Source organism: Dorea sp. Marseille-P4042 (genome assembly GCF_900290215.1).
Lineage (GTDB): Bacteria > Bacillota > Clostridia > Lachnospirales > Lachnospiraceae > Dorea > Dorea formicigenerans.
The window spans coordinates 198,770-221,580 of record NZ_OLMI01000003.1 but is presented as its reverse complement, the minus strand read 5'-3'; the positions used below and the strand labels follow the sequence as shown (position 1 = coordinate 221,580).

Below are 22,811 nucleotides of genomic sequence, written 5' to 3'. Positions count from 1 at the left end.
AAATATGAATGCTGATATGCAATGGTTGGATAATCCGGAAGTATTTAAGGTGAATCAATTAGCTCCGCATAGTGATCATTCCTACTATTCGGATTATTCGGACATGAAAAAAGAGAAAAACCCATTATTTCAGTCATTAAATGGGCAGTGGGAGTTTTTTTATAGTAAAAATGTAAAAAGCAGACCAGTTAATTTTTATGAGGAAACATTTGATGCTTCAGGATTCGATAAAATTATGGTTCCGGGACATATTGAACTGGCTGGATATGATAAGATCCGCTACATTAACACCATGTATCCGTGGGAAGGAAAAGAGTACCACAGAGGAGCTTACAGCATGGAGGCGACTGGAGCAGAAAAAGGAATGTTTTCAGAAGCAGAGTACAATCCGGTAGGTTCCTACATCAAATACTTTGACCTGGATAAGAGCATGTGTGGGAAAAGAATCCATATTTGTTTTGAAGGTGTAGAAGAGGCGATGTATCTGTGGTTGAATGGGCAGTTTGTGGGCTATGCAGAAGATAGTTTTACGCCTTCTGAGTTTGACCTGACACCTTATATAAAAGAAAAGGGAAATGTGCTGGCAGTTCAGGTTCATAAGATGAGCACAGCAGCATTTTTAGAGGACCAGGACTTTTTCCGCTTTTTTGGAATCTTTAGAAATGTTACTTTGAAAGCGGTACCGGATGTACATATGGATGATGTATGGTTTCAACCTGTGTTGAATCAGGATAATGTAAGTGGAAGCGTATTTGTCAGCATGAAAGTATCTGCACCGGATGCTCAGAATATAACCGCTGATTTTATTTTAAAAGACAGGGAAGAAAATCTGGCAGCAGAAAAATCTGTACAGTTAAAGAAAGAAAATGACCACTTAAAGGGTACAATCTGTATTGATTTAGAAACTGTTAGATTGTGGGATAATCATGATCCTTATTTATATCATGCGTATGTAGAACTTAAAGCAGAAGATGGAAGTTTAGTAGAAGTAATTCCTTACGATATTGGTTTCAGAAGAATTGAGATTATTGATAAGATTATTTATTTAAATGGAAAACGCCTGGTTATTACAGGAGTAAACCGTCATGAGTGGAATCCAAAAACAGGAAGATGCATTGGATTAGAAGATATGCGAGCAGATATCGCATGTATGCTCAGAAATAATATTAATTCGGTACGCACCTGTCACTATCCGGATCAGATACCGTGGTATTATATGTGCGACAATGCAGGAATTTATGTGATGGCAGAAACAAATCTGGAAAGTCATGGATCTTTCCAGAAATTAGGGGCAATCGAACCATCCTGCAATGTGCCGGGATCTTTCCCACAGTGGAAAGAGGCTGTACTTGATCGTGCAAGAAACAATTTTGAAACATTTAAAAACCATACATCCGTTTTATTCTGGTCGTTAGGAAATGAATCTTATGCGGGTGATGACATTGAAGCAATGAACGTTTATTTTGCTGAAAAGGAAGATGGAAGATTAGTTCATTATGAAAGTTCTTATTACAATAGGGCATATGAGGATACGATTTCTGATTTGGAAACAAGAATGTATGCAAAGCCGGAGGATGTAGAGGAGTATTTGAATAACAATCCGAAGAAACCATATATTTTATGTGAATTTATGCATGACATGGGTAATTCCATGGGAGGTCTGGGATCTTATATGAAGCTGATTGATAAATATGATATGTATCAGGGTGGATTTATATGGGATTTTATCGATCAGGCAATTCTTGTAAAAGATCCGGTGACAGGAAAAGAAGTTTTACGCTATGGCGGAGATTTTGACGATAAACCTTCAGACTATGAATTCTCAGCAAATGGAATCGTATTTGCTGACAGAAAAGAGAAACCGGCAATGCAGGAAGTGAGGTATTACTATGGCTTATACAGATAAATTAAGAGTGGTCTATGGTGACTATACACTTGGTGTACATGGTGAAGGATTTGATTATATTTTTTCTTATGCACAAGGCGGACTGGAATCTATCGTTAAAAACGGATATGAGTGGCTGTACCGTTGCCCAAAACCTACTTTCTGGAGAGCGCTGACAGACAACGATAGAGGAAGCAAGTTCCATATCAAAAGCGGAAGCTGGCTTTCAGCAGATATGTTTATTGACTGCAAGGAAACACAGGTTATCATGGATGGAGAAGTGCAGAAACCATATGCACCGGACAATAACAGCTTCGGTGGGGATGTTTTTGCTGATGAGATCATTGTAAAATATACTTATGAGACAATATCCAATCCATCAACAACGGTACTTGTGACATATACGGTTAATGCATCCGGAAAAATATGGGTAGATGTACATTATAATGGAGTAAAAGGACTGCCTGAGCTTCCGGTATTTGGAATGCGTTTTATCATGCCGACACTTGCAGATAAATATATCTATAAAGGATTGCCCGGGGAGACATATCCGGATCGAAAAGCAGGTGCCCAAAAAGGTGTTTATGAAGTGACGGATTTGAGCCTGACACCTTACCTTGTCCCACAGGAATGTGGAATGAGAATGGATACAGAGTGGCTTGAAATCAGCAGACATACAAGTCTTGATAATAGTAGAACAGATCAGTCATCACAGACACTCCGTATTGAGAAGGAAGACCGGGAATTTGCTTTTTCATGCCTTCCTTATACAGCATCTGAAATTGAAAATGCTTTGCATCATGAGGAATTACCGCCAGCAAGAAGAACTGTTTTATGTGTATACGGAGCAGTCAGAGGAGTCGGAGGTATCGACAGCTGGGGAAGTGATGTGGAAGACGAATACCATATCAGTGCGGAAGAGGATATAAAATATTCATTTACCATTTGTTAGTTGCAATGAAGATACACAGGATGTATCGATAAATATTGAACTAGGGGAGTAAAAAATATAGAGCAGCTCAAGATTAGTGAATAGTTTTTTATATGATGTTTGTGTTTGCATAATTTGTTCTTACAACAACTATTTTCACATAGAAAGGATAAGGATGCTGTATCATACGATGCAGTGTCTTTTTTCTAAATGGGCAGATAAAAATGGGACAATGTGTCTTAAACAATATGACAAAATAAAAGCTAAGAAAAGGAGTTGGTTCTAAATGTTGTTAGTATATGAAAATAGAGATAAAGGAATATCGGTTGAGTGGAAAAGAGCAGTACACATGCCACCACATTTACATGAAGCCATAGAGATTGTATATGTGACAAATGGTAATATCGCATTTGGAGTTGGGTTAGAGCTATATGATATGAATGAAGGTGACTTCGCAATCGTATTTCCAAATGTAATACATCATTGTCAAGTCTTCGGAGAAAGAAAAAACAAAGTTGTTTTTCTACACATTGATCCGGCAGTACTATCTGGATATCTGAAAGAATTGCAAACATATAGTCCTGAGAATCCAGTGTTAAAGAAAGAAAATGTGCATCCGGATGCGGTTCACGCAATCAATTTTTTGACAAAAAATCCAGAGTGTAATTCGATATTGGCGCAGGCTTATGCGCAAATAATTATTGCATATGTATTTACTGACATGCCGATGATTGATAAAAAGTCATTAGGAAGTGATGATCTGATTTATAATTCCGTGGAGTATATAGCAAAGAATTTTAGAAATGAAATAAGTCTGGAAAAAATGGCACTCGATTTGGGAGTTGGTAAATATGTATTGTCAAGAATGTTTGCCAAAACCTTTCATTGTAATTTCAATAAATATGTGAATGGAGTACGATTAAATTATGCAGTTGCTGCATTGGAAAATACGCAGGATACTATAACTAATATATGTTTTGAGTGTGGTTTTGAAAGCCAAAGAACCTTTAACCGAGTTTTCAAGGAAAGATATAAAATATCACCGAGCGACTATCGGAATACATTTGTTAAGGATATGTTATTGTAACTGAAAAATGTAAATAAAGAAAGAGAGAGATGATTTGACAGCATTAAAAATGCATAAGATAATTGGATAGAAAAGCAGATTAAATGTAAAACGATAGAAAAAGGAGAAAAAACGAATCTGGAAGAGCGTATAAAAAAAAGGAATGATATTTTATGAAACAGGACATAAAAGCATAGAAAACAAGGAAATAGAAGATTTTCTTTCAAAAAATGATTATGTGTATTATGTGGCATTTGAGTTTTGTAAGTAATAGACACATACATACGGAGAAATAATGACAATAATGGTGCTGCCATGGATAATGTGGATCAATCATTATTTTACGATGGATGAATCAATCAAGACCACCCGTTGGACGGGTAGTCCTGATTGTCAGCCGTTTTTCAAATGGAATTTATCTGCAATCGCTTTCTTTCTGCTTTCCAATTCCTTTTCTGTAATCTTCCATAATCCTAACGCAATGATCTGCTATCTTTTGCATTCCGAGTTCTTCAAAAAAGGCAATTTGTATTTTCATCAGTTCTTCACAAACAGTCAACTTCTGCTCATCCATATTGCTAATAGCAAGCCATGGGAACGCTTTATATTTCTTAGTGTCCCCAATGAGAAAATTGTACCCTATCAACTCATTTTCACGGAAAACGAAATAGAATTGTGGGCCTGAACCTGGAACTGACTTTTCCATAATTTGCTGCATTGTTTTCACGCCGCCGTATGCCGGAAAAAAACCTATTCGCTCAAGAGCATTTAATATGTCAATCCTTTTATCTGTGGGTATGTCTCTATAATTGATAATCTGTTCCATTTGCTCTACCCTCATTGAAGTTTAATTTGTCAGGCTCTAATTATACAACTTTTCTGTTTAGCGGTCAAAGCGGAACTTCAACAGGCTTTCTATCAGTTGCCTGACGATATGCTCCTGCATGGTGTGCTGTATTCCAACATTCTACTCAAGCTGTATCTGAAATCGCTGAAACATGGTGGACGGCTTCAACTTGACGAGGACATTCCTTACACGGCGCAGATGATCGCCACCATTACCCGACAGCAGATCGGCACTGTGGAGAGCCTTGCAGATCTTTTTGAAGCTGGGTCTTGTGGAGGTGCTGGACAGCGGCACATTCTACATGAGCAATATCGAACTTTTAATCGGCCAGTCCTCTACCGAGGCTGAGCGAAAGCGGGCTGCGAGGCTCCAAAATAAGGCTCTTTCTGCGCCCCGGACAAGTGGCGGACATTTGTCCGACATTCGTCCACCAGAGATAGAGATAGAGATAAATAGAGAGATAGAGAAGGGACACCCCGCCCCCGCCTATGGCCGTTACCAGAATGTTTTCCTGACGGACGGGGAACTGGCAGACTTACAGGCCAGCTTTCCCACTGTATGGGGCCAGTACATCGAAAAGCTGTCCGAGTACATGGCTTCTACTGGCAAGCGTTATCAGAGCCATGCAGCGTCGCATGGAGCGTATCAAACGCCGAAAGGCACAGACCCGTTCGGAGAAAGGAGCACCATGAACAAAGAACCCCGTACTATGCAGGTGGCAGGCGCCGTTACTGCGTCCAGAGCGCCGGAAAACACGCCGGAGATGGTAAAGAAAATCAGCAAGACAACCTACAAGGTTCATGTCCATTTCAGCAATACCAGCACAGAAACCATGAGCGATAAAATCAAGCGTATGCTCAAAAAGGAAATTCAGCAGATGTGACAGACTGATAAACGAAGCCGCCTTGTGCTAAACTGATGATGGTACGCACCAAAATTTTTGTCAAGGAGGATACGAAAATGCTTTACACAGAAAAAGAAAAACATGAAATTGAGCGAGTAAAGGAGGTCTTTGCGGAACATCTGCGGCAAAGCCCTGATTTTGAACTGCTCTGGTCGGACAAGGTAGGCTATGTCTGGCTGACGATTGGCGTCAATCCAGTCTATGTGGATACCGGTATCAGAATCGAATCAGCCGCCGATCTCTGCGGCAGGTGTTTGGATGATGTTGCTATGGATGTTTTATATATGACAGGCAACGATCATGCACTGGAAGCAGCCGATCCGCTGGAATTGGCCGAAATCAAGCGGCGATGGGAGCCATATATCAACCAGCTGCCAGACTATGCGTATCTATGCAAAGACCTGCTGAACGGAAAAATGTAATCTATCAAACGAGGTGTCAGGAGCCATACGGTGCTTCTGGCACCTTTTTTGTGAATTTGATTAAAAAGTCCTTGACAATTTGTCTCTGGTGAAATCTACAAGTATATTCTTCTTGGGGTACAGCTTCTTAATAGCGTCAAGCATATATTCGATATGTTCCCATGAAGCATAACCCGAAAAGATATTAGAGGAATAGAAATTCATCATATTTCTTACTCGTAATTCCAAATCAGACAATATCCTTTTTGTTTCACCAACATCTGGTGAGCGAAGTGACAGGAGATTTTGGGCACCTCCAATGTCTTGAAGCACATCGTTATGAAGCAGTCTTGAGAAATCTGCCCTCTCATTTGCAATATAGTTCGTTAATTCATAATACTTTGTCAACTCTTTGTAACGAGCCTCCATGTCGCCAGGATGAATGACAGCAAAAGCCTCAAATAAAAGCATTATAAGCTGAAAAAATACATTGACTTTTAGGGTTTCCATTTTTGTACTGCTTTTGGCTGATCTGGACTTAATCCTTCGAGCAGCCACCGAAGCTGTTGGTGTGATAGAAGACGGACCTCATCTCCATTCCGTGGCCACTTCAGGCGTCCATTTTCGAATCGCTTATACAAAAGTCAGAAACCATCTCCTTCATAATGAACTGCTTTGATCCTGTCTGCTTTTCTCCCGCAAAAAAGGAAAACTGCATTGCCATAAGGATCAAGTTTAAAGTTATACTGAATGATATCAAGCAATCCACTCAACTGCTTCCTCATATCGGTATACCCGGTACGGATATAAATATGATCAACATGCGAAATATCCCCTAACATTTCTGCACTACCTTTACAAGCATCTGTAAAAAAGATTCTGTAGCTGTCTCATACAATTCCACGGAAATATTTCCGTTTTTAAAACGGCTACAGGTTTCTGGGAACCTATTGAGTATCATAATTAGAGTTTTTAGAGTTACTCCTAAAACTCTAATTATGATTTTAAGGGAAAACGGTTGGAATGTCTGTACACCTTTTTATTTGACGCTTACAAATTATGTTTTTAGTTAGCTATGATGAAAAGATTTTTTCGTATTTTTAAATAAGTAGAACAAAATTACACCAAAACAACTGATTTTTTTATTGCTTTTTCCAACAATCTGACATATACTGCACTATATAAAGTAATGCAGAGTAAATTCATGAGCGTAAAGTGCCTACCGGATGGAGAGTTGCCGGAGGACGAAAAGAGAAATCTTGCGGTTCATGGATTGCTTCTCGCTGCAACAGAAGATAAACATGAATCCATTAATTATCTCCTATTGTGAGCGAAAAAGAAAAGGAGGTAATTTTTTTTATGGAGAAAACAAAGAGTATGTTTCTTACATCAGCCAAAGAGCTGAAAACCACTTCTACCATGGCAGTCTGTGCAATGCTTGCTGCCCTGGCGTTGATTTTAAATTCAGTTGCTTCTATCAATATTGGTCCCTATGTGAAAATTGGATTTTCCGGTATTCCAAACCAGATTGCAGATTATCTGTTTGGTCCTATTACAGGATGTTTGTTTGCCGGTGTGCTTGATATTGTAAAGTTCTTTATCCGCCCGGATGGTCCATTTTTTTTCGGTTTCACATTTAATGCAATGCTTGCGGCATTTATTTATGGATGTTTCTACTACAAACATAAGCTCACCTTCCGCCGCGTGTTGATTGCAAAGTTGGTTGTCATTCTGGTTGTAAATGTTCTGTTAAATACCTTGTGGCTGGACATGCTCTACGGAAAAGGCTTCCTTGCAATCCTTCCAATGCGTACTGTAAAGAACTTAATCATGTGGCCAGTTGACTCCTTTATCTTCTTTACCGTCACAAGATTGATTGAGCAGACAGGAATTTTTAATCTTTTAAGAAAACCGGCTGCCAACTGATTACATATATTTGAAAATATAAAAATTTAGTAGTATCAAACGCCAGCTGAACGTGTTATTTAGAGCGAGGATGCTTCTTGTCCGAAGAGCAAGAAAAGATGGATTAGAAAGCGTTATCAATTCTTACAAGGAGTAATATTCGATTGGAATAGAATTGATGACGATAATTATTTAAAGAGATATCCATTGTTTTGATCATGGATGAATACATTTATGCGAATATGAAGAAACAGAGAGTTATCGTGTGACAGAAATGTTTATAAACAACAGGCAGATGCTGTTGGACAGATTGTTAACAGATTAGATAATAAAGGAATCGACGGATTCAAGTCTTTGAAATTAAGAAAATCGGGATTGTAGAGGTGAATATTACATGAAGAAATTAGTATTGGTATCATTAAAAACGATTGCCTTTTTTGTTGGCTGGGCTATATGTGCTTCAATTTTACCTATACCCGATACAAAAAGTGCAGTAGTCTGGAGATTTTGGGCAGAATTGATTCCATTATTATCAGTTATTGGTTTTACAATTATTTTCTGGTTAATAGATAAAAGAAAGATACGATTACATATGATTGGAAAACCTGTTTATAATATCGTACTTGGGTGTATCACAGGAACCATTTGGTTAGGCGTATCTGTTGTGATATTATCTATAATAGGAGTCATACATATTGATGGCAGAAATCAAATATCTATGCTTTGGTTATGGTTATTTTCAGCTTTTATCAATAGCGTTATGCAGGAAGTGTTAGTTCGTGGTTACCTGTATCAGATGATAAAAAATAATTACAATATAGTTGCCGCTGTTATTGTATCTACTGGATTATTTACATTTGCACATGGTGGTGCTTTTGAGGCAGGAATACTTCCTGTACTAAATGTTATAACAATGAGTCTTTTCGTGACAGCGGTATTGGAGTACACGGAATCTTTAATTGCTCCGATTGTAATCCATTTTTTATGGAATGGTGTTGGCGCAATTATTTTGGGTGGAGTATCGCTGGCAGAAGATTACCCGCATATGTTTAACATGGTAATTAGTGGAAACTCAATTTTGTCGGGTGGCAACTGTAAAATTGAAGGCAGCATAGTTGTACTGTTTGTAAATTTGATTTTAATGTTTGGATTTGTAATGGCAAAAAAGAAAAAGGATAAAAATCTATAAATCCAATTTTATTGACATAGGACCATCCAAAATCAAGGAAGAAGAAAACGCTTCAATTGTTTGTGCCACCTTGTAGTCAGATATTTTTTGTGGGGGATGTTCCAGTAGATTACAAAATGGAAGCTGTAGTGTTGCTGATAAGGTTCGAGAATGTGATCAAAAGATTCTTGATACAGACAGAGACGAGCTTCGATGCTTCTTGCTTGCAGTGTATGGAATATATAGGATACAGTAATAAAAACTGTAAGGTTATATATGAATCCGCTATATAAGCTCTTTCGTTTATCTGGCAAACTAGACAGGCTTAAAAATCATATTCTACCTTCGAGGGGTATGTTTTTTCTCTAAAAAAGAGTACGATCAATATAAAAAAGGAGGTAGATAGATGGATCTTATCAAAATTGGAAAATACATTGCAGGTAAGAGAAAGTCATTGGGGATGATACAAAAGCAACTGGCAGAAAAAATAGGTATGAGTGATAAGTCTGTTTCTAAATGGGAGAGAGGAATCTGTTTGCCGGATGTATCAGTATACTTAGAATTATGCGGAATATTAGGTATTAGTCTTAATGAGTTCTTGGCTGGTGAAGATATTGAAATAGATAATATTGAAAAAAAATCAGAAGATACATTGATACAGATAACAAAGGACAGTGGCCGCAAACAACGATACTTAAAGAGAATCATTATAGTGCTTCTTATTGTAATGGGAATATCTATGGTTACTTTTGGATCCATCGTATGTAAGAAATTGAGACAACCACAAAACTATATTGAAGCAGTAGATTCAGATAGTATAGAAATGAAAATTGCTGAATTGTTATCAGGAATTGATGGAACAATGATGTTTCAATACAATTCAAGGGATACATTTAAAACGTTATCTATTTACTTGTCAGAATATCAGCTTGGACAATGAGTTTCACATAAAAAAGTTTTGGAACTTTCCTATGAAGATGTGAAATCTTCCACAAATGGATGGATTGTCATTACACCGGATTTTGATAATTTTACTGCAAAGCTCATTAGAGTATGGAACAGAGCAAGGATTAGCAGCACTGATTTATGGGGAAAAAGGGGTAAGTTCGTTGCCAATACAGGACATTGCAGGGGAGCATATAAATACAGATAATGAGTACATGTATTACTATTCGGTTGAATTTATAAAATAGCACTAATAAAAAGAAGAGGATGTCACGTAATCTGCTTTGATTCGGTGGCATCCTTTTTGGACATTTAGTTTTTATGACATTATAGATTTCATAACTTATTTCTTATTTTTCGGTATTCTCTTGGCGAATATCCTTTCAGCTTGTGAAAAAGCCGGCTGAAATAAAGCTGGTTATCATATCCGACAATCTTAGAAATCTCATTGATGGAATAAGTTGTTGTCTCAAGTAACATCTGAGCATTGTTGATACGGATTCCCACAATGAATTGCATTGGTGTAGAACCGGTATATTTTTTGAAATTTCGGATAAACCAGCTGACACTCATGCCTCGTGAGGAAGCATAATCATCAATATTGATATTTTGATTGTAGTTTTCACTGAAAAAGGTAACAGCATTATCCATCTCATGATCAAGATATTCATTTTTTAATACGTGCTCTCTTGTCAGTTCCCGGTGGAAACTAATCAGAAGATGACGTAGCAAAAGGACAAGCATTTCCTCATAATTATCTTGACAGCGTTGGAGCTCGATAATGATACGTTTGAAAATTTGTTCATATTCATTAGATGTACCCACTTGAAAGACACGTTCTTTATCCGGAAACCCATATTGGCGTAAGATATTTTTCACACTGCTTCCTGTGAAGTGAATCCAGTATACTTCTGTCTTATCTTCTCCGTAATATTCATATTTCTGAAGTTCTTTCGGTCTGTACAGTACAATGTTGCCGGCTGGAACAATCGTTTCGTTATTTACATTATCAAAATGAAAATGCCCACAACCAGCAGTGATATAGATAATCTGATAATCCAGACGACCCCTTGGACGGTAGGTAGGAAGTTTGGGATGTCTGGAAAGACGGTAAGTACCACAGCTACCTACAATCAGCGGACGACTTTTGTCTTTGAAGTCCATATGTGAGTGGTTCAAATAACCGGTGTTCAAATACATAGGACAGCACCTCTTTTCACACTTTTTATCATTGTATCATTTAGTGCATATTTTGTCTAATCCAATTCATAGACATATTTTGCGGATTAGGATAAGCTATATAGCATAACTAAGGAACGTAAACAAAAAAGTAAAGTATAAGGTTTGCTTTAGGGAAACAAAGAACAAAAAAGTATATGTATTGGAGGAGAGGTATTTATGATCGTACCACGTTATTATGAAAATCTAAACGTACTGCACGAAAACACAATGCCAGCCAGAGCCTATTATATTCCGGCATCCAAAAGAATGGATAACTTGGTGGAACACAGAGAAGAATCAGATCGTATGCAGTTATTGAATGGAACTTGGAAATTCCAGTATTTTAACAGCATCTATGACATTCAGGATTCTTTTTTTGAGAAGAATTATGATACAGAAAATTTTGATGAGATTCAGGTTCCAAGTGTATGGCAGATGACAGGATATGATACACACCAGTATACAAACATCCGGTATCCGTTTCCGTTTGATCCACCATATGTGCCACAGGATATTCCGTGTGGAGCTTATGTACATAATTTTGAGTACAGCAGAGATGAGAAAGCATCAAAAGCTTTTTTGAACTTTGAAGGAGTAGACAGCTGCTTTTATGTATGGATCAATGGCTCTTACATAGGATACAGCCAGGTTTCACATATGACCAGTGAGTTTGATGTTACCGATGTACTTCAGGATGGAACGAATACGGTGGCAGTGTTGGTAATGAAATGGTGTGATGGTTCCTATTTGGAAGATCAGGACAAATTCCGTATGAGTGGTATTTTCCGGGATGTGTACATTTTGAAACGCCCAAAACAGGCAATCAGTGATTATCATATTAAAACAAGAATTGAGGATATTCTTGCGAAAGTAGAAATTGAAATGAAATTCTACTCTCCCTTAAATGTAAAAATTTCGATTGAAGATAGAAACGGAGCAGTTGTAGCACTAGGAAGTATCGCTGAAGAAGGAACAGCTGTATTAGAAATTGCAAGTCCGGAACTTTGGAATACAGAAAATCCATATCTATATAAACTGATTCTTGAAACAGAGAATGAAGTAATTGTAGATCACATTGCATTAAGAAAGATAGAGATTAAAGACCAGGTTATTTATTTAAATGGACAGAAGATTAAATTCCGTGGTGTCAATCGACATGATTCTGATCCGGTTACTGGATTTACAATCAATCTGGAACAGATTACAACCGATCTTACGTTAATGAAGCAGCATAATTTTAATGCGATCCGTTCCAGCCACTATCCGAACGCACCTTTTTTCTATGAAATGTGTGACAAGTATGGATTCATGGTGATAGATGAAGCAGATATTGAAGCTCATGGTCCATTTATGATCTACAGAAAAGAAGACACCGATTACAATCGGTTCAAACGATGGAATGAGAAGATTGCAGATGATCCGGTATGGGAAGAGGCAATCGTTGATCGCGTAAAACTCATGGTGGAACGTGACAAAAACCGTTTCTGTATTGTTATGTGGTCAATGGGAAATGAGAGTGCTTATGGCTGCAACTTTGAAAAAGCACTGGAATGGACAAAGAATTTTGATCCAGACCGCATCACACAATATGAGAGTGCAAGATACCGTAATTATGATGAAACATATGATTACAGCAATCTGGATGTGTACAGCCGGATGTATCCGGCGCTTTCCGAAATTCAGGAATATCTGGATAAAGATGGAAGCAAACCCTTCCTTTTGGTAGAGTACTGTCACAGTATGGGAAACGGACCTGGAGATTTTGAAGATTACTTCCAGATGATTCAGGATCATGATAAAATGTGCGGCGGTTTTGTCTGGGAATGGTGTGACCACGCGATTGCTCATGGAACTGCTGAGAATGGAAAGACTATATATGCTTATGGGGGCGACCATGGCGAAGAAATTCATGACGGCAACTTCTGTATGGATGGATTAGTATATCCGGACAGAACGGTACATACAGGACTTTTGGAATACAAGAATGTTTATCGCCCGGCAAGAGTTATTTCCTATAACAAAGAAAGCGGAGAACTAATGCTTCATAACTACATGGATTTTGATGACTTGAAAGATTATGTGAAGATTCGTTATGAGCTGACACAGGATGGTCTTGTGATCAGCAAAGGTAAACTTCCAGAAGTTTCAGCAGCACCACACAGTGAAGGAAAAATAAAACTTAAAATCAATGTGCCAGTGAATGGAAAATGCTATTTAAAACTTATTTACCATCTGAAAAAGGAATTGCCACTGTTGAATGAAGACCATATTCTTGGATTCGATGAAATTGAGGTAAGCAAAGACGGTGCAAAATGTAAACTTGCTGAGAAATGGCTACAAAAAACAGCAGTGGACTCTGAGTTGCAGGTAAATGAAAATGATACACAGATTCATATCAAGGGGCGTGAATTTGCTTATACTATAGACAAACGTACTGCACTCTTTACAGAGATGAAATTCGCAGGGCGGGAATACTTGAACCATCCGATGGAATTAAATATTTGGAGAGCTCCAACAGATAACGATATGTACATCAAGTCTGAATGGAAGAAAGCCCATTATGATAAAGCTTATACAAGAGCTTACACGACAGAGGTCGTGCAGGGAAAGCATGGTGTGAAAATTACAAGCCATGCATCCGTTGTGGCAGAGACAGTACAGAAGATTCTTGATGTGACGATCACATGGAAAATAGAAGCTGCTGGAAAGATTGATGCAGATATTGAAGTAACAAAAGATGATGAATTCCCGGACCTGCCAAGATTTGGTGTGAGGATGTTCCTGGATAAAAAACTTTCAGCTGCACGATACTTTGGAATGGGACCACAGGAAAGCTATTGTGACAAACATCAGGCTGCGAGCCACGGTTTGTACCAGGCAAATGTAGACGATTTGCATGAGGATTATATTTGCCCACAGGAAAATGGAAGCCATTATGATTGTGAATATGTAGAACTTAACAACAGTCGATATGGAATTGTGGTATCCGCGGAAAATGCCTTCTCATTCAATGCTTCTTATTATACGCAGGAAGAACTTGAGAAGAAAACGCATAATTATGAATTGACAGAATCAGATAGTGTAGTATTTTGCGTTGACTACGCATTAAATGGCATTGGTTCTAATAGTTGTGGTCCAGTTGTATTGGATCAGTACCGATTTGATGATGTATTATTCCGGCTCCAGTTTACGCTGATACCGTATGTAAAGGGATAATAAAGTTTCATGTAACTCGTAAACAAAGAAGGATAGTCTGATTGCAATGTAAAGTCCGGATATACAGAGCAATCAGACAAAAACAGAGAAAAAATTAAAATTAGACATCATACGGTTAGACATATTGAGATTCTAAGTGCGATGAAGATGAGGAGCAAAGAAATTCGATGGAAGAAAAAAAGTATTTGAAATGGTATAACAAAATTGGATATGGATCAGGCGATATTGCAGGCAATGTAGTCTATGCGTTCCTGACATCTTTTATGATGGTCTATCTGACGGACTCAGTAGGACTTGCTGCAGGTGTCGTAGGTACCCTGATTGCCGTATCAAAACTATTTGATGGTTTTACGGATATATTTTTTGGATCAATGATTGACAAAACACACAGTAAAATGGGAAAAGCGAAACCCTGGATGCTATATGGATATATTGGTTGTGCCATTACGCTGGTCGGCTGCTTTGCAGTACCGGTGAGTTTGGGAACAACGGCTAAATATGCATGGTTCTTTATCTCTTACACACTGTTAAATGGTGTGTTTTATACAGCAAACAATATTGCTTATTCAGCACTTACGTCACTGATTACAAAGAACAGCAAAGAGCGTGTGCAGATGGGATCTTACCGTTTTATTTTTGCGTTTTCAACAAGTCTTCTGATTCAGGCAATTACAGTTGGATTTGTAGATAAATGTGGTGGAGATGCTGCGGCATGGAGAACGGTTGCTATTATCTATGCAATCATTGGTCTTGTCGTAAATACGATTTCAGCACTTTCTGTTAAGGAACTTCCTGAGGAAGAACTTAACGAAGGAGAAGTAAAGGATGATAATGAAAAGTACGGAATGGTACAGGCATTCAAGCTTCTTGTTAAAAACAAATATTACATGATGATTTGTGGAACATATATTTTACAGCAGTTATATGGTGCCATGATTGGAGCTGGCATTTATTACATGACATGGGTACTGAAAAATAAGAATTTGTTTGGACAATTTGCATGGGCAGTAAATATTCCACTGATCATTGCCCTGATTTTCACACCGACATTAGTTGGTAAGTGGAAAGGTATGTATAAACTGAACTTAAGAGGTTATGTCTTAGCAGTCATCGGTAGAGCACTTGTTGTTGTTGCAGGATATATGGGCAGTGTTACGCTGATGATGGCATTTACAGCTCTTGCAGCCTTAGGTCAGGGACCATGGCAGGGAGATATGAATGCAGTTATCGCATCCTGCTCTGAATACACTTATCTTACACAGGGAAAGAGAATTGACGGAACGATGTACTCTTGTACTTCTCTTGGCGTAAAAATCGGTGGAGGTATTGGAACTGCTGTTGTTGGATGGCTGCTTGAGCTCAGTGGATATATCGGAACAAATGCAACTCAGCCGCAGTCTGCACTTGATATGATGCAGTTTATGTATCTTTGGCTTCCGTTAATCTTTGATGTATTGATTATGTTTGTACTTTCAAGAATGAATGTAGAAGATGCAAATAAAAAACTGAAAGCAGAAAAAGGAATTGCTGCAGATGAAATAACAGATGCATCAGACATAAATTAGAATTGACAGGAGAAAGCGTTGTCTGGTCGTTGCTCGATGAGACAGTGCTTTTTCTATATATAAGGTGATTGGGGTGGTATTATGGAAATTAAAAAAACGATCGAATTATTGAATGGGACTTTTTTCGATAATAAATTAACAGAATTATATGTTGATTTGAACCGGATTCCATATGAGAAGGAACGTTATCGGAAAGCAATCGACAGTTACAAGACATTTTTTGGTGAAGGTGAAATAGAAATATTCAGTGCACCTGGAAGAAGTGAAATAGGAGGAAACCATACGGACCATCAGCATGGGGAGGTACTTGCCGCATCCATTAACAATGATGCAATCGCAGTTGCAAGAAAACTGGATGAACCGATTGTAAAAGTGATGTCAGATGGATATAGTGGTATGATTATCGTTCAGCTGGATGAGCTGGCGAAAAAAACAGAAGAAGAAGGTACCACGAATGCACTCATCCGTGGTGTACTTGCCAAGATGAAAATGGATGGTCATGCAATTGGAGGATTTCAGGCATATGTGACCAGTGAGGTGTTGATTGGTGCAGGCCTTTCTTCCTCAGCTGCTTTTGAAACACTTATTGGAACGATTCTTTCCTATATGTACAATGGTGGTGAAGTTAATCCGATAGAAATTGCCAAGATTGGTCAGTATGCAGAAAATGTGTATTTCGGAAAACCATGTGGTTTAATGGATCAAATGGCATGTTCAGTAGGAAGTCTGATACATATTGATTTTGCAGATCCGGAAAATCCGATTGTGGAACAGTTGAAGTTTGATTTGAATACATATGGATATAGTTTATGTATTACAGATACGAAAGGCACTCACACAGATTTGACCCCAGACTATGCAGCAATTCCACAGGAAATGAAAAAGGCAGCAGAATGTTTGGGAAAAAACTTTTTAGGAGAGGTATCCAAGGAAGAGATTATCAATAATATCACACGGATACGTGACTGCGCTGGTGATCGTGCTGCACTCAGGGCATTACACTTTGTATGCGAAAATGAGCGTGTCAAAGAGGAAGTAGATGCACTAAAAAAGAATAATTTTCCACAATTTCTGACCAAAGTGAAAGAATCCGGAGATTCTTCTTTTAAATACCTTCAAAATGTATATACATGTCACGATGTGCAACATCAGAATGTGTCTATTGCATTGGCATTAAGTGACGTGATATTTGGAAAAAAAGGTGTGTGCAGAGTACATGGAGGAGGATTTGCAGGAACCATACAGGCATTTGTTCCCAATTATCTGGTGTCCAACTATCAAAAAGAGATGGATAAGATATTTGGAAATGGTTCCTGTGAAGTATTAAAAATTCGTAAGTATGGCGGCATAAAAGTTTTATAATCATAAAAACAAAGAAAAGGAGAAATGATCTATGAGTAGCATTTTAGTATTGGGCGGAGCAGGTTATATTGGTTCTCATACTGTATATGAGCTGATTTCGGCAGGAGAAAATGTTGTAGTTGTTGATAATCTTGAAACAGGTTTTCGTAAGGCTGTTCACCAAGATGCAAAATTTTATCAGGGAGATATCCGGGACAAGGCATTTATAGATTCTGTATTTGAAAAAGAGAAGATCGATGGAGTTATTCACTTCGCAGCCAATTCACAGGTTGGAGAGAGTATGGTAAATCCACTCAAATATTACAACAACAATCTGTGTGGAACAGAAGTATTACTAGAAAGTATGGTCGCACATGGCGTTGACAAGATTGTTTTTTCTTCGACAGCAGCCACATATGGAGAGCCGGAACGTATTCCTATACTTGAAACAGACCGCACAGTTCCAACAAACTGTTATGGTGAAACAAAGCTTTCCATGGAAAAGATGTTTAAATGGACAGCCAATGCCCATGATTTGCGTTTTGTATCCTTACGTTATTTCAATGCCTGTGGAGCACATCCAAATGGAAAAATAGGGGAAGCCCATAATCCGGAAACGCATCTGATTCCATTGATCTTGCAGGTGCCAAATGGAAAAAGAGAATATATTTCTATTTTGGGAAATGATTATGATACAAAAGATGGTACATGCGTAAGAGATTACATTCATGTGAATGACCTTGCACAGGCTCATATTCTTGCCATGGAATATTTAAGAAAAGGCAATGAAAGTAATATTTTTAATCTGGGTAATGGAGTAGGATTTACAGTAAAAGAAGTTGTGGAAACAGCTAGAAAAGTAACAGGACATCCGATTCCGGCAAAGGAAGAACCTAGACGAGCAGGAGATCCTTCAACACTGATTGCATCTAGTGAGAAGGCAAAAAAAATTCTTGGGTGGAAGCCTAAATTTGATGACCTGGAGACAATTATTACAACGGCTTGGGAATGGCATAGAAATCATCCGAATGGTTATGAAGTATAATATGAGTAGGGGGAAACGGTAAAATGATTGATCAGCTGATTTCTGAACTGGTGGCATATGGAATGCAAAACGGACTGATAGAGGATGAGGATAAAGTGTATGTGACAAATGGCTTATTGGAACTGTTTCAAAAACAGGATTATCAGGAGCCGAAAGCATCTGTAGAGCCGAGAAATTTACACTTTATTTTAGAGGACATGCTTGCATTTGCACTGTCAGAGGGAATCTTAGAGGACGATACAGTGACGATGAAGGATCTTTTCGATACAAAGATCATGGGGATTTTGACACCGGCTCCGTCTGTGGTAAGAAAAGCTTTTGAAGAAAAATATCAGGTATCCCCAAAGGCAGCAACTGAATTTTATTATCATTTCAGCCAGGCAACAAACTATATCCGCACAGATCGGATTATAAAGGATGAAAAGTGGGAGACTGATACAGAATTTGGCAAGATGGATATCACAATTAACTTGTCAAAACCAGAAAAAGATCCAAGGGATATTGCAAAAGATGGAACTGCAAAAAAATCTGGATACCCGGCGTGCCTGCTTTGCAGGGAAAACGAAGGGTATGCAGGTCACCTCTCACATCCAGCAAGACAAAACCACAGGATTATACCAATCACTCTGTGTGGAGAGCAGTATTATTTACAGTATTCACCATATGTGTATTACAATGAACATTGCATTATCTTTAATGAAAAGCATATTCCGATGGCAATTGACCGTATGACTTTTAATAAGCTCCTTGATTTTGTTAAGCAGTTTCCACATTATACGGCAGGTTCCAATGCAGATCTGCCAATCGTAGGAGGGTCTATTTTGAGTCATGATCATTTTCAGGGTGGCAGTTATGTCTTTGCTATGGCAAAAGCACCTTATGAACTGGAATTTGACTTAGAGAGATATCCAGATATACATGCAGGAATTGTAAAGTGGCCGATGTCAGTGATTCGTTTACAGGGGAGAGCAATGGATAGTATTGTAGCGGCTGCAAATCATATCCTTACGAAGTGGCGTGGATATTCGGATCCAGAAGTTAATATTTTCAGTGAGACAGATGGCATCCCACACAATACAATTACGCCAATTGCAAGGATGCGTGAAGATTTGTATGAACTGGATTTGGTTTTGCGCAATAATATCACAACTATTGATTGTCCTCTCGGACTTTTCCATCCGCATACTGAGTATCACCATATCAAAAAGGAAAATATTGGACTGATTGAAGTTATGGGACTGGCTGTATTACCCGCCAGATTGAAGAAAGAAATGGCAGAACTAGAACAGGCAATTCTAAATCATGAAGACCTGAGACAGAATGAAACAATGGCTGCCCATGCTGAATGGGCAGAGGGATGGATACCAAAATATAAGATTACAGATAGTAATATTCATTCTATCATACAGAAAGAAATTGGAATTGTGTTTGCGAAAGTTCTGGAGGATGCAGGCGTTTACAAGAGAACAGATGAAGGGAAAGCTGCATTCAAAAGATTTATTGAAAGTTTATAAAAAAAGGACCACTTCATTTTTGTGAAATGGCATCCTCCTTTCCTTATTTACAAGTTGATTATAAGATAGGTGTAAAAGGATTACTTGCCAAATCGAAAGAAGATATAGACAAATGTTGTAAAGGGGAGTATTTCATGCAGTTAAAATATGTTGACACAAAAGAGGAGATTATAGCAATAAATAGGAAGTCAAAACATATTGAACCACATCTTCATAATGCACTGGAGATCGTTTGTGTAACAAGTGGAGCATTAGAACTTGGTGTCGGACAGGAACTATACCATATGGAAAAAGGAGATATAGGCTTTGTATTTCCAGATGTTATTCATCACTATCAGGTACTGACACCCGGTGTAAATAAAGCGACTTATCTGATTGCATCGCCATTTACGATAGCCAAATTTGCAGATATCATGCAATCCATGGCTCCTGAATACCCAATCATCGAAGCGGAAAAGGTTGAACCGGAGGTATATAGGGTTATAAATGCAATTTTAGAGACAGAACAGCCGGATATTACTGTTGCACAGGCATATCTTCAAATTGTGTTGGCACGCTGCATAGGAAAATTAAATTTGGTAGAAAAGAGCAGTGTGGGGAGCAACGATCTTATTTACCAGACAGTTTCCTATATATCAGCAAATTTCAAGAAGAAGTTTTCGTTGGAAGAGATGGCAAAAGACCTGGGGGTGAGCAAATATGTTTTATCCAGACTCTTTTCCAAGACATTCCATAGAAACTTTAATCAATATCTTAACGATGCAAGGCTGAACTATGCATGCCATCGCTTGGAAAATACGAGTGATTCTATTACAAACATTTGTCTGGATAGTGGATTTGAAAGTCAGAGAACATTTAACCGAGTATTTAAAGAAAGATATAAAATATCACCGAGTGATTACCGGAGTACTTGTGTGAAAGAGATGTTGTCATAAAAGGTTTTGTTGATAGAAATATTTACTTCGATTTCACAGTACTATGTATTTGATTTTATGTGTGGATGATATAATATNAGATATAAAATATCACCGAGTGATTACCGGAGTACTTGTGTGAAAGAGATGTTGTCATAAAAGGTTTTGTTGATAGAAATATTTACTTCGATTTCACAGTACTATGTATTTGATTTTATGTGTGGATGATATAATATGAAAATATTTGCAGAAAATAGAGTTTTATTTTATTATGAAAAGAGCAAGGTGTATTCTAAAGAAACAAGAAAGGCAGGGCGCATATGGACATGAGAAAACCCATAATCGATTTTAATGAAAAAAAAGGATTCATCTGTGATATGGATGGTGTGATTTATCATGGCAATCAGATATTGCCAGGTGTTTCAGAATTCATCCAGTGGTTGCATGATGAAAAGAAAGAATATTTATTTTTGACAAATAATAGTGGATATACACCACGGGAATTAAATCAGAAACTGGCAAGGATGGGACTTGATGTGCCAGAAGAACATTTTTATACCAGCGCATTGGCAACAGCCGCTTTTTTAAAGGAACAGGCGGCAGGCTGTTCAGCATTTGTGATAGGAGAAGCAGGTCTCTTAAATGCACTTTATGATGTTGGCATTACAATGAATGATGTAAATCCGGATTATGTTGTTGTGGGAGAGGGACGTTCCTATTCATTGGATACTTTAACGAAAGCAACGAATTTAGTTCTGAAGGGAGCGAAGCTGATTGGAGCAAACTCGGATGTTTCCGGACCAATCGAGAACGGAATCGCTCCTGCCTGTCGTGCATTGATTGCACCCATTGAAATGGCAACAGGTACACAGGCATATTTCTGTGGGAAACCGAATCCACTGATGATGAGAACAGGATTGAATATGCTTGGATGTCATTCAGCAGAAGCTGTAATGGTTGGGGATCGTATGGATACAGATGTGATTTCAGGAATGGAAAGTGGTATGTCTACTGTATTGGTTCTCTCTGGATGTTCAACGAAGGATACACTCAAAACTTATGCTTATCTTCCAACAATGGTATTGAATGGAGTGGGAGATATCGCCAGTATGGCAAAAGCAAAAGAGGAATAGTGTGATTAGGCAAATACTAGGAGGTAAAGTATATGATGAAACTTGAAAATTTTGTAGGAATGATGACAGGACATTTTGATAATAAGGATCAATTTAAGGAAATGCAGGCAGAGGGGAAAACATATCCATATGCGGAACATGTAAATACAATCTGTAATGACAAAATAAATAACCTTCCTGAAGATTTCAAAGGAAAATTTGTTGTTGAAGAGAGTTATTATGAAATGAATGGGAAACGTCATGCATCTCCACATCTTTTCCTTATCACGGAAATAGAACAGGGAATTTTACTTTCTTCTTATGAAATTCCCAAAGGAGAAGATAAAAATACATTTTCATATGATTCTATGAAGAATGTTGATTACGCTAAACTAGAAAAATCTGAAAAATTTACCCCGGCACTTTATCATGAAAAGGACGGAATCTGGGAGGGAGGCAGCACAAGCCAGTTCTCTCCGGTAATGACATTCAAACTTTGGGAGAAGTTTTCCAACAATTTTCTGGAAGTATCGGAAAGCATGGAAGTTAATGGAAAGAGAACTTTTGGATATGATGAACCAATAATTTATAGGCGTGTATAATCAAAAGCCAGCATATTGGGATGAACTTCAAAATGCCCTACGCCAAAGGAATACATTTATACCATTACGAACAAGACAAAGGTAAAATTATAATAAAAGGGTCGTGGAAATGCTTCACAGAATTGTGATCTGTGATCTGCATTATCACGGCTCTTTTGTTATCTGTTTACTATCAAAACTGTAAGTGTAATTGAACATTACCATTGCTATAATTTAATTGTATTCCAAA

Annotated in this window: 19 protein-coding genes, 3 pseudogenes and 1 riboswitch; of the genes and pseudogenes, 18 read left to right on the top strand and 4 right to left on the bottom strand. The window is 38.0% G+C overall.

The genetic code is table 11. The annotated features are described in order from the left end of the window. Positions 1 to 4: 4 nt before the first annotated feature. The 3 genes from C7E02_RS14485 to C7E02_RS14475 all read left to right on the top strand — a co-directional run bounded on the left by C7E02_RS14485 (position 5) and on the right by C7E02_RS14475 (position 3,903). Entirely contained in the window at positions 5 to 1,906 is a 1,902-nt protein-coding gene (locus C7E02_RS14485) for a glycoside hydrolase family 2 TIM barrel-domain containing protein (RefSeq protein WP_105309953.1), read from the top strand. Then, positions 1,890 to 2,837, top strand: a complete 948-nt coding sequence (locus C7E02_RS14480; protein WP_105309952.1) for a beta-galactosidase small subunit — start codon at positions 1,890 to 1,892, stop codon at positions 2,835 to 2,837. Before C7E02_RS14485 ends, C7E02_RS14480 begins: the two co-directional genes overlap by 17 nt. A gap of 265 nt (positions 2,838 to 3,102) precedes the next feature. Further along, a complete protein-coding gene (locus C7E02_RS14475) occupies positions 3,103 to 3,903 on the top strand; it encodes an AraC family transcriptional regulator (protein WP_005341792.1) in 801 nt (266 codons plus the stop codon). Between the two features lie 394 nt (positions 3,904 to 4,297). Here the strand turns inward: C7E02_RS14475 and C7E02_RS14470 are convergent, their stop codons facing one another. Next, positions 4,298 to 4,708 (bottom strand): hypothetical protein, encoded by a 411-nt coding sequence (locus tag C7E02_RS14470; RefSeq protein ID WP_005341790.1) that lies wholly within the window; start codon positions 4,706 to 4,708, stop codon positions 4,298 to 4,300. 96 nt (positions 4,709 to 4,804) lie between these two features. Here C7E02_RS14470 and C7E02_RS14465 point away from each other — a divergent pair. The 3 genes and pseudogenes from C7E02_RS14465 to C7E02_RS14455 form a co-directional block, all read left to right on the top strand. Then, a pseudogene (locus C7E02_RS14465) lies at positions 4,805 to 5,363 on the top strand (phage replisome organizer N-terminal domain-containing protein); the annotation flags it as partial. Positions 5,364 to 5,438: 75 nt separating this feature from the next. After that, the gene (locus C7E02_RS14460; protein WP_442873155.1) at positions 5,439 to 5,612 is read left to right on the top strand and encodes a transposon-encoded TnpW family protein; all 174 of its coding nucleotides are present in this window, start codon (positions 5,439 to 5,441) and stop codon (positions 5,610 to 5,612) included. A 35-nt stretch (positions 5,613 to 5,647) separates the two neighbouring features. Next, positions 5,648 to 6,055: a hypothetical protein gene (locus C7E02_RS14455; protein WP_438368402.1), complete on the top strand. Its 408-nt coding sequence runs from the start codon at positions 5,648 to 5,650 to the stop codon at positions 6,053 to 6,055. Between the two features lie 60 nt (positions 6,056 to 6,115). Here the strand turns inward: C7E02_RS14455 and C7E02_RS14450 are convergent, their stop codons facing one another. Continuing rightward, a complete protein-coding gene (locus C7E02_RS14450; protein WP_005341784.1) occupies positions 6,116 to 6,544 on the bottom strand; it encodes a hypothetical protein in 429 nt (142 codons plus the stop codon). Next, a pseudogene (tnpB, locus tag C7E02_RS19870) lies at positions 6,532 to 6,876 on the bottom strand (IS66 family insertion sequence element accessory protein TnpB). The gene C7E02_RS14450 and the pseudogene tnpB overlap by 13 nt, the downstream one beginning before the upstream one ends. Positions 6,877 to 7,224: 348 nt before the next feature. Next, positions 7,225 to 7,322, top strand: a riboswitch (THF riboswitch). A 71-nt stretch (positions 7,323 to 7,393) separates the two neighbouring features. Here tnpB and C7E02_RS14435 point away from each other — a divergent pair. From C7E02_RS14435 to C7E02_RS14415, 4 genes and pseudogenes are all read left to right on the top strand, one after another. Further along, positions 7,394 to 7,960: a folate family ECF transporter S component gene (locus C7E02_RS14435; RefSeq protein WP_028088043.1), complete on the top strand. Its 567-nt coding sequence runs from the start codon at positions 7,394 to 7,396 to the stop codon at positions 7,958 to 7,960. A gap of 178 nt (positions 7,961 to 8,138) precedes the next feature. After that, positions 8,139 to 8,264 (top strand): annotated as a pseudogene (locus tag C7E02_RS20525) (AAA family ATPase); the annotation flags it as partial. Between the two features lie 69 nt (positions 8,265 to 8,333). Continuing rightward, positions 8,334 to 9,128: a CPBP family intramembrane glutamic endopeptidase gene (locus tag C7E02_RS14425; RefSeq protein ID WP_105309949.1), complete on the top strand. Its 795-nt coding sequence runs from the start codon at positions 8,334 to 8,336 to the stop codon at positions 9,126 to 9,128. A 385-nt stretch (positions 9,129 to 9,513) separates the two neighbouring features. Next, positions 9,514 to 10,047, top strand: coding sequence for a helix-turn-helix domain-containing protein (locus C7E02_RS14415; RefSeq protein WP_242978895.1), 534 nt, complete (start codon positions 9,514 to 9,516; stop codon positions 10,045 to 10,047). Positions 10,048 to 10,388: 341 nt separating this feature from the next. On the opposite strand, the gene C7E02_RS14410 is transcribed toward C7E02_RS14415, so the two are convergent. Then, on the bottom strand, positions 10,389 to 11,252 hold the full coding sequence (locus tag C7E02_RS14410; protein WP_105309948.1) for an AraC family transcriptional regulator: 864 nt from the start codon (positions 11,250 to 11,252) through the stop codon (positions 10,389 to 10,391). Positions 11,253 to 11,450: 198 nt separating this feature from the next. On the opposite strand from C7E02_RS14410, the gene C7E02_RS14405 reads away from it, so the two are divergent. The 8 genes from C7E02_RS14405 (at position 11,451) to C7E02_RS14370 (ending at position 22,582) form a co-directional block, all read left to right on the top strand. Then, positions 11,451 to 14,489, top strand: a complete 3,039-nt coding sequence (locus C7E02_RS14405) for a glycoside hydrolase family 2 TIM barrel-domain containing protein (protein WP_105309947.1) — start codon at positions 11,451 to 11,453, stop codon at positions 14,487 to 14,489. A 167-nt stretch (positions 14,490 to 14,656) separates the two neighbouring features. Beyond that, positions 14,657 to 16,054: an MFS transporter gene (locus C7E02_RS14400; RefSeq protein WP_105309946.1), complete on the top strand. Its 1,398-nt coding sequence runs from the start codon at positions 14,657 to 14,659 to the stop codon at positions 16,052 to 16,054. An 81-nt stretch (positions 16,055 to 16,135) separates the two neighbouring features. Next, complete coding sequence (locus C7E02_RS14395; protein WP_005341761.1) at positions 16,136 to 17,416, top strand: galactokinase; 1,281 nt, start codon at positions 16,136 to 16,138, stop codon at positions 17,414 to 17,416. A gap of 31 nt (positions 17,417 to 17,447) precedes the next feature. Continuing rightward, positions 17,448 to 18,440 carry a UDP-glucose 4-epimerase GalE gene (galE, locus tag C7E02_RS14390; protein WP_105309945.1) on the top strand — a complete coding sequence of 331 codons (993 nt, stop codon included), beginning with the start codon at positions 17,448 to 17,450 and terminating at the stop codon, positions 18,438 to 18,440. A 23-nt stretch (positions 18,441 to 18,463) separates the two neighbouring features. Next, entirely contained in the window at positions 18,464 to 19,954 is a 1,491-nt protein-coding gene (galT, locus tag C7E02_RS14385; RefSeq protein ID WP_105309944.1) for a UDP-glucose--hexose-1-phosphate uridylyltransferase, read from the top strand. Positions 19,955 to 20,088: 134 nt separating this feature from the next. Next, the gene (locus tag C7E02_RS14380) at positions 20,089 to 20,889 is read left to right on the top strand and encodes a helix-turn-helix transcriptional regulator (RefSeq protein ID WP_105309943.1); all 801 of its coding nucleotides are present in this window, start codon (positions 20,089 to 20,091) and stop codon (positions 20,887 to 20,889) included. A gap of 299 nt (positions 20,890 to 21,188) precedes the next feature. Then, positions 21,189 to 22,001, top strand: a complete 813-nt coding sequence (locus C7E02_RS14375) for an HAD-IIA family hydrolase (RefSeq protein WP_005341749.1) — start codon at positions 21,189 to 21,191, stop codon at positions 21,999 to 22,001. A gap of 32 nt (positions 22,002 to 22,033) precedes the next feature. Further along, positions 22,034 to 22,582 carry a hypothetical protein gene (locus C7E02_RS14370; protein WP_105309942.1) on the top strand — a complete coding sequence of 183 codons (549 nt, stop codon included), beginning with the start codon at positions 22,034 to 22,036 and terminating at the stop codon, positions 22,580 to 22,582. Positions 22,583 to 22,811 lie beyond the last annotated feature (229 nt).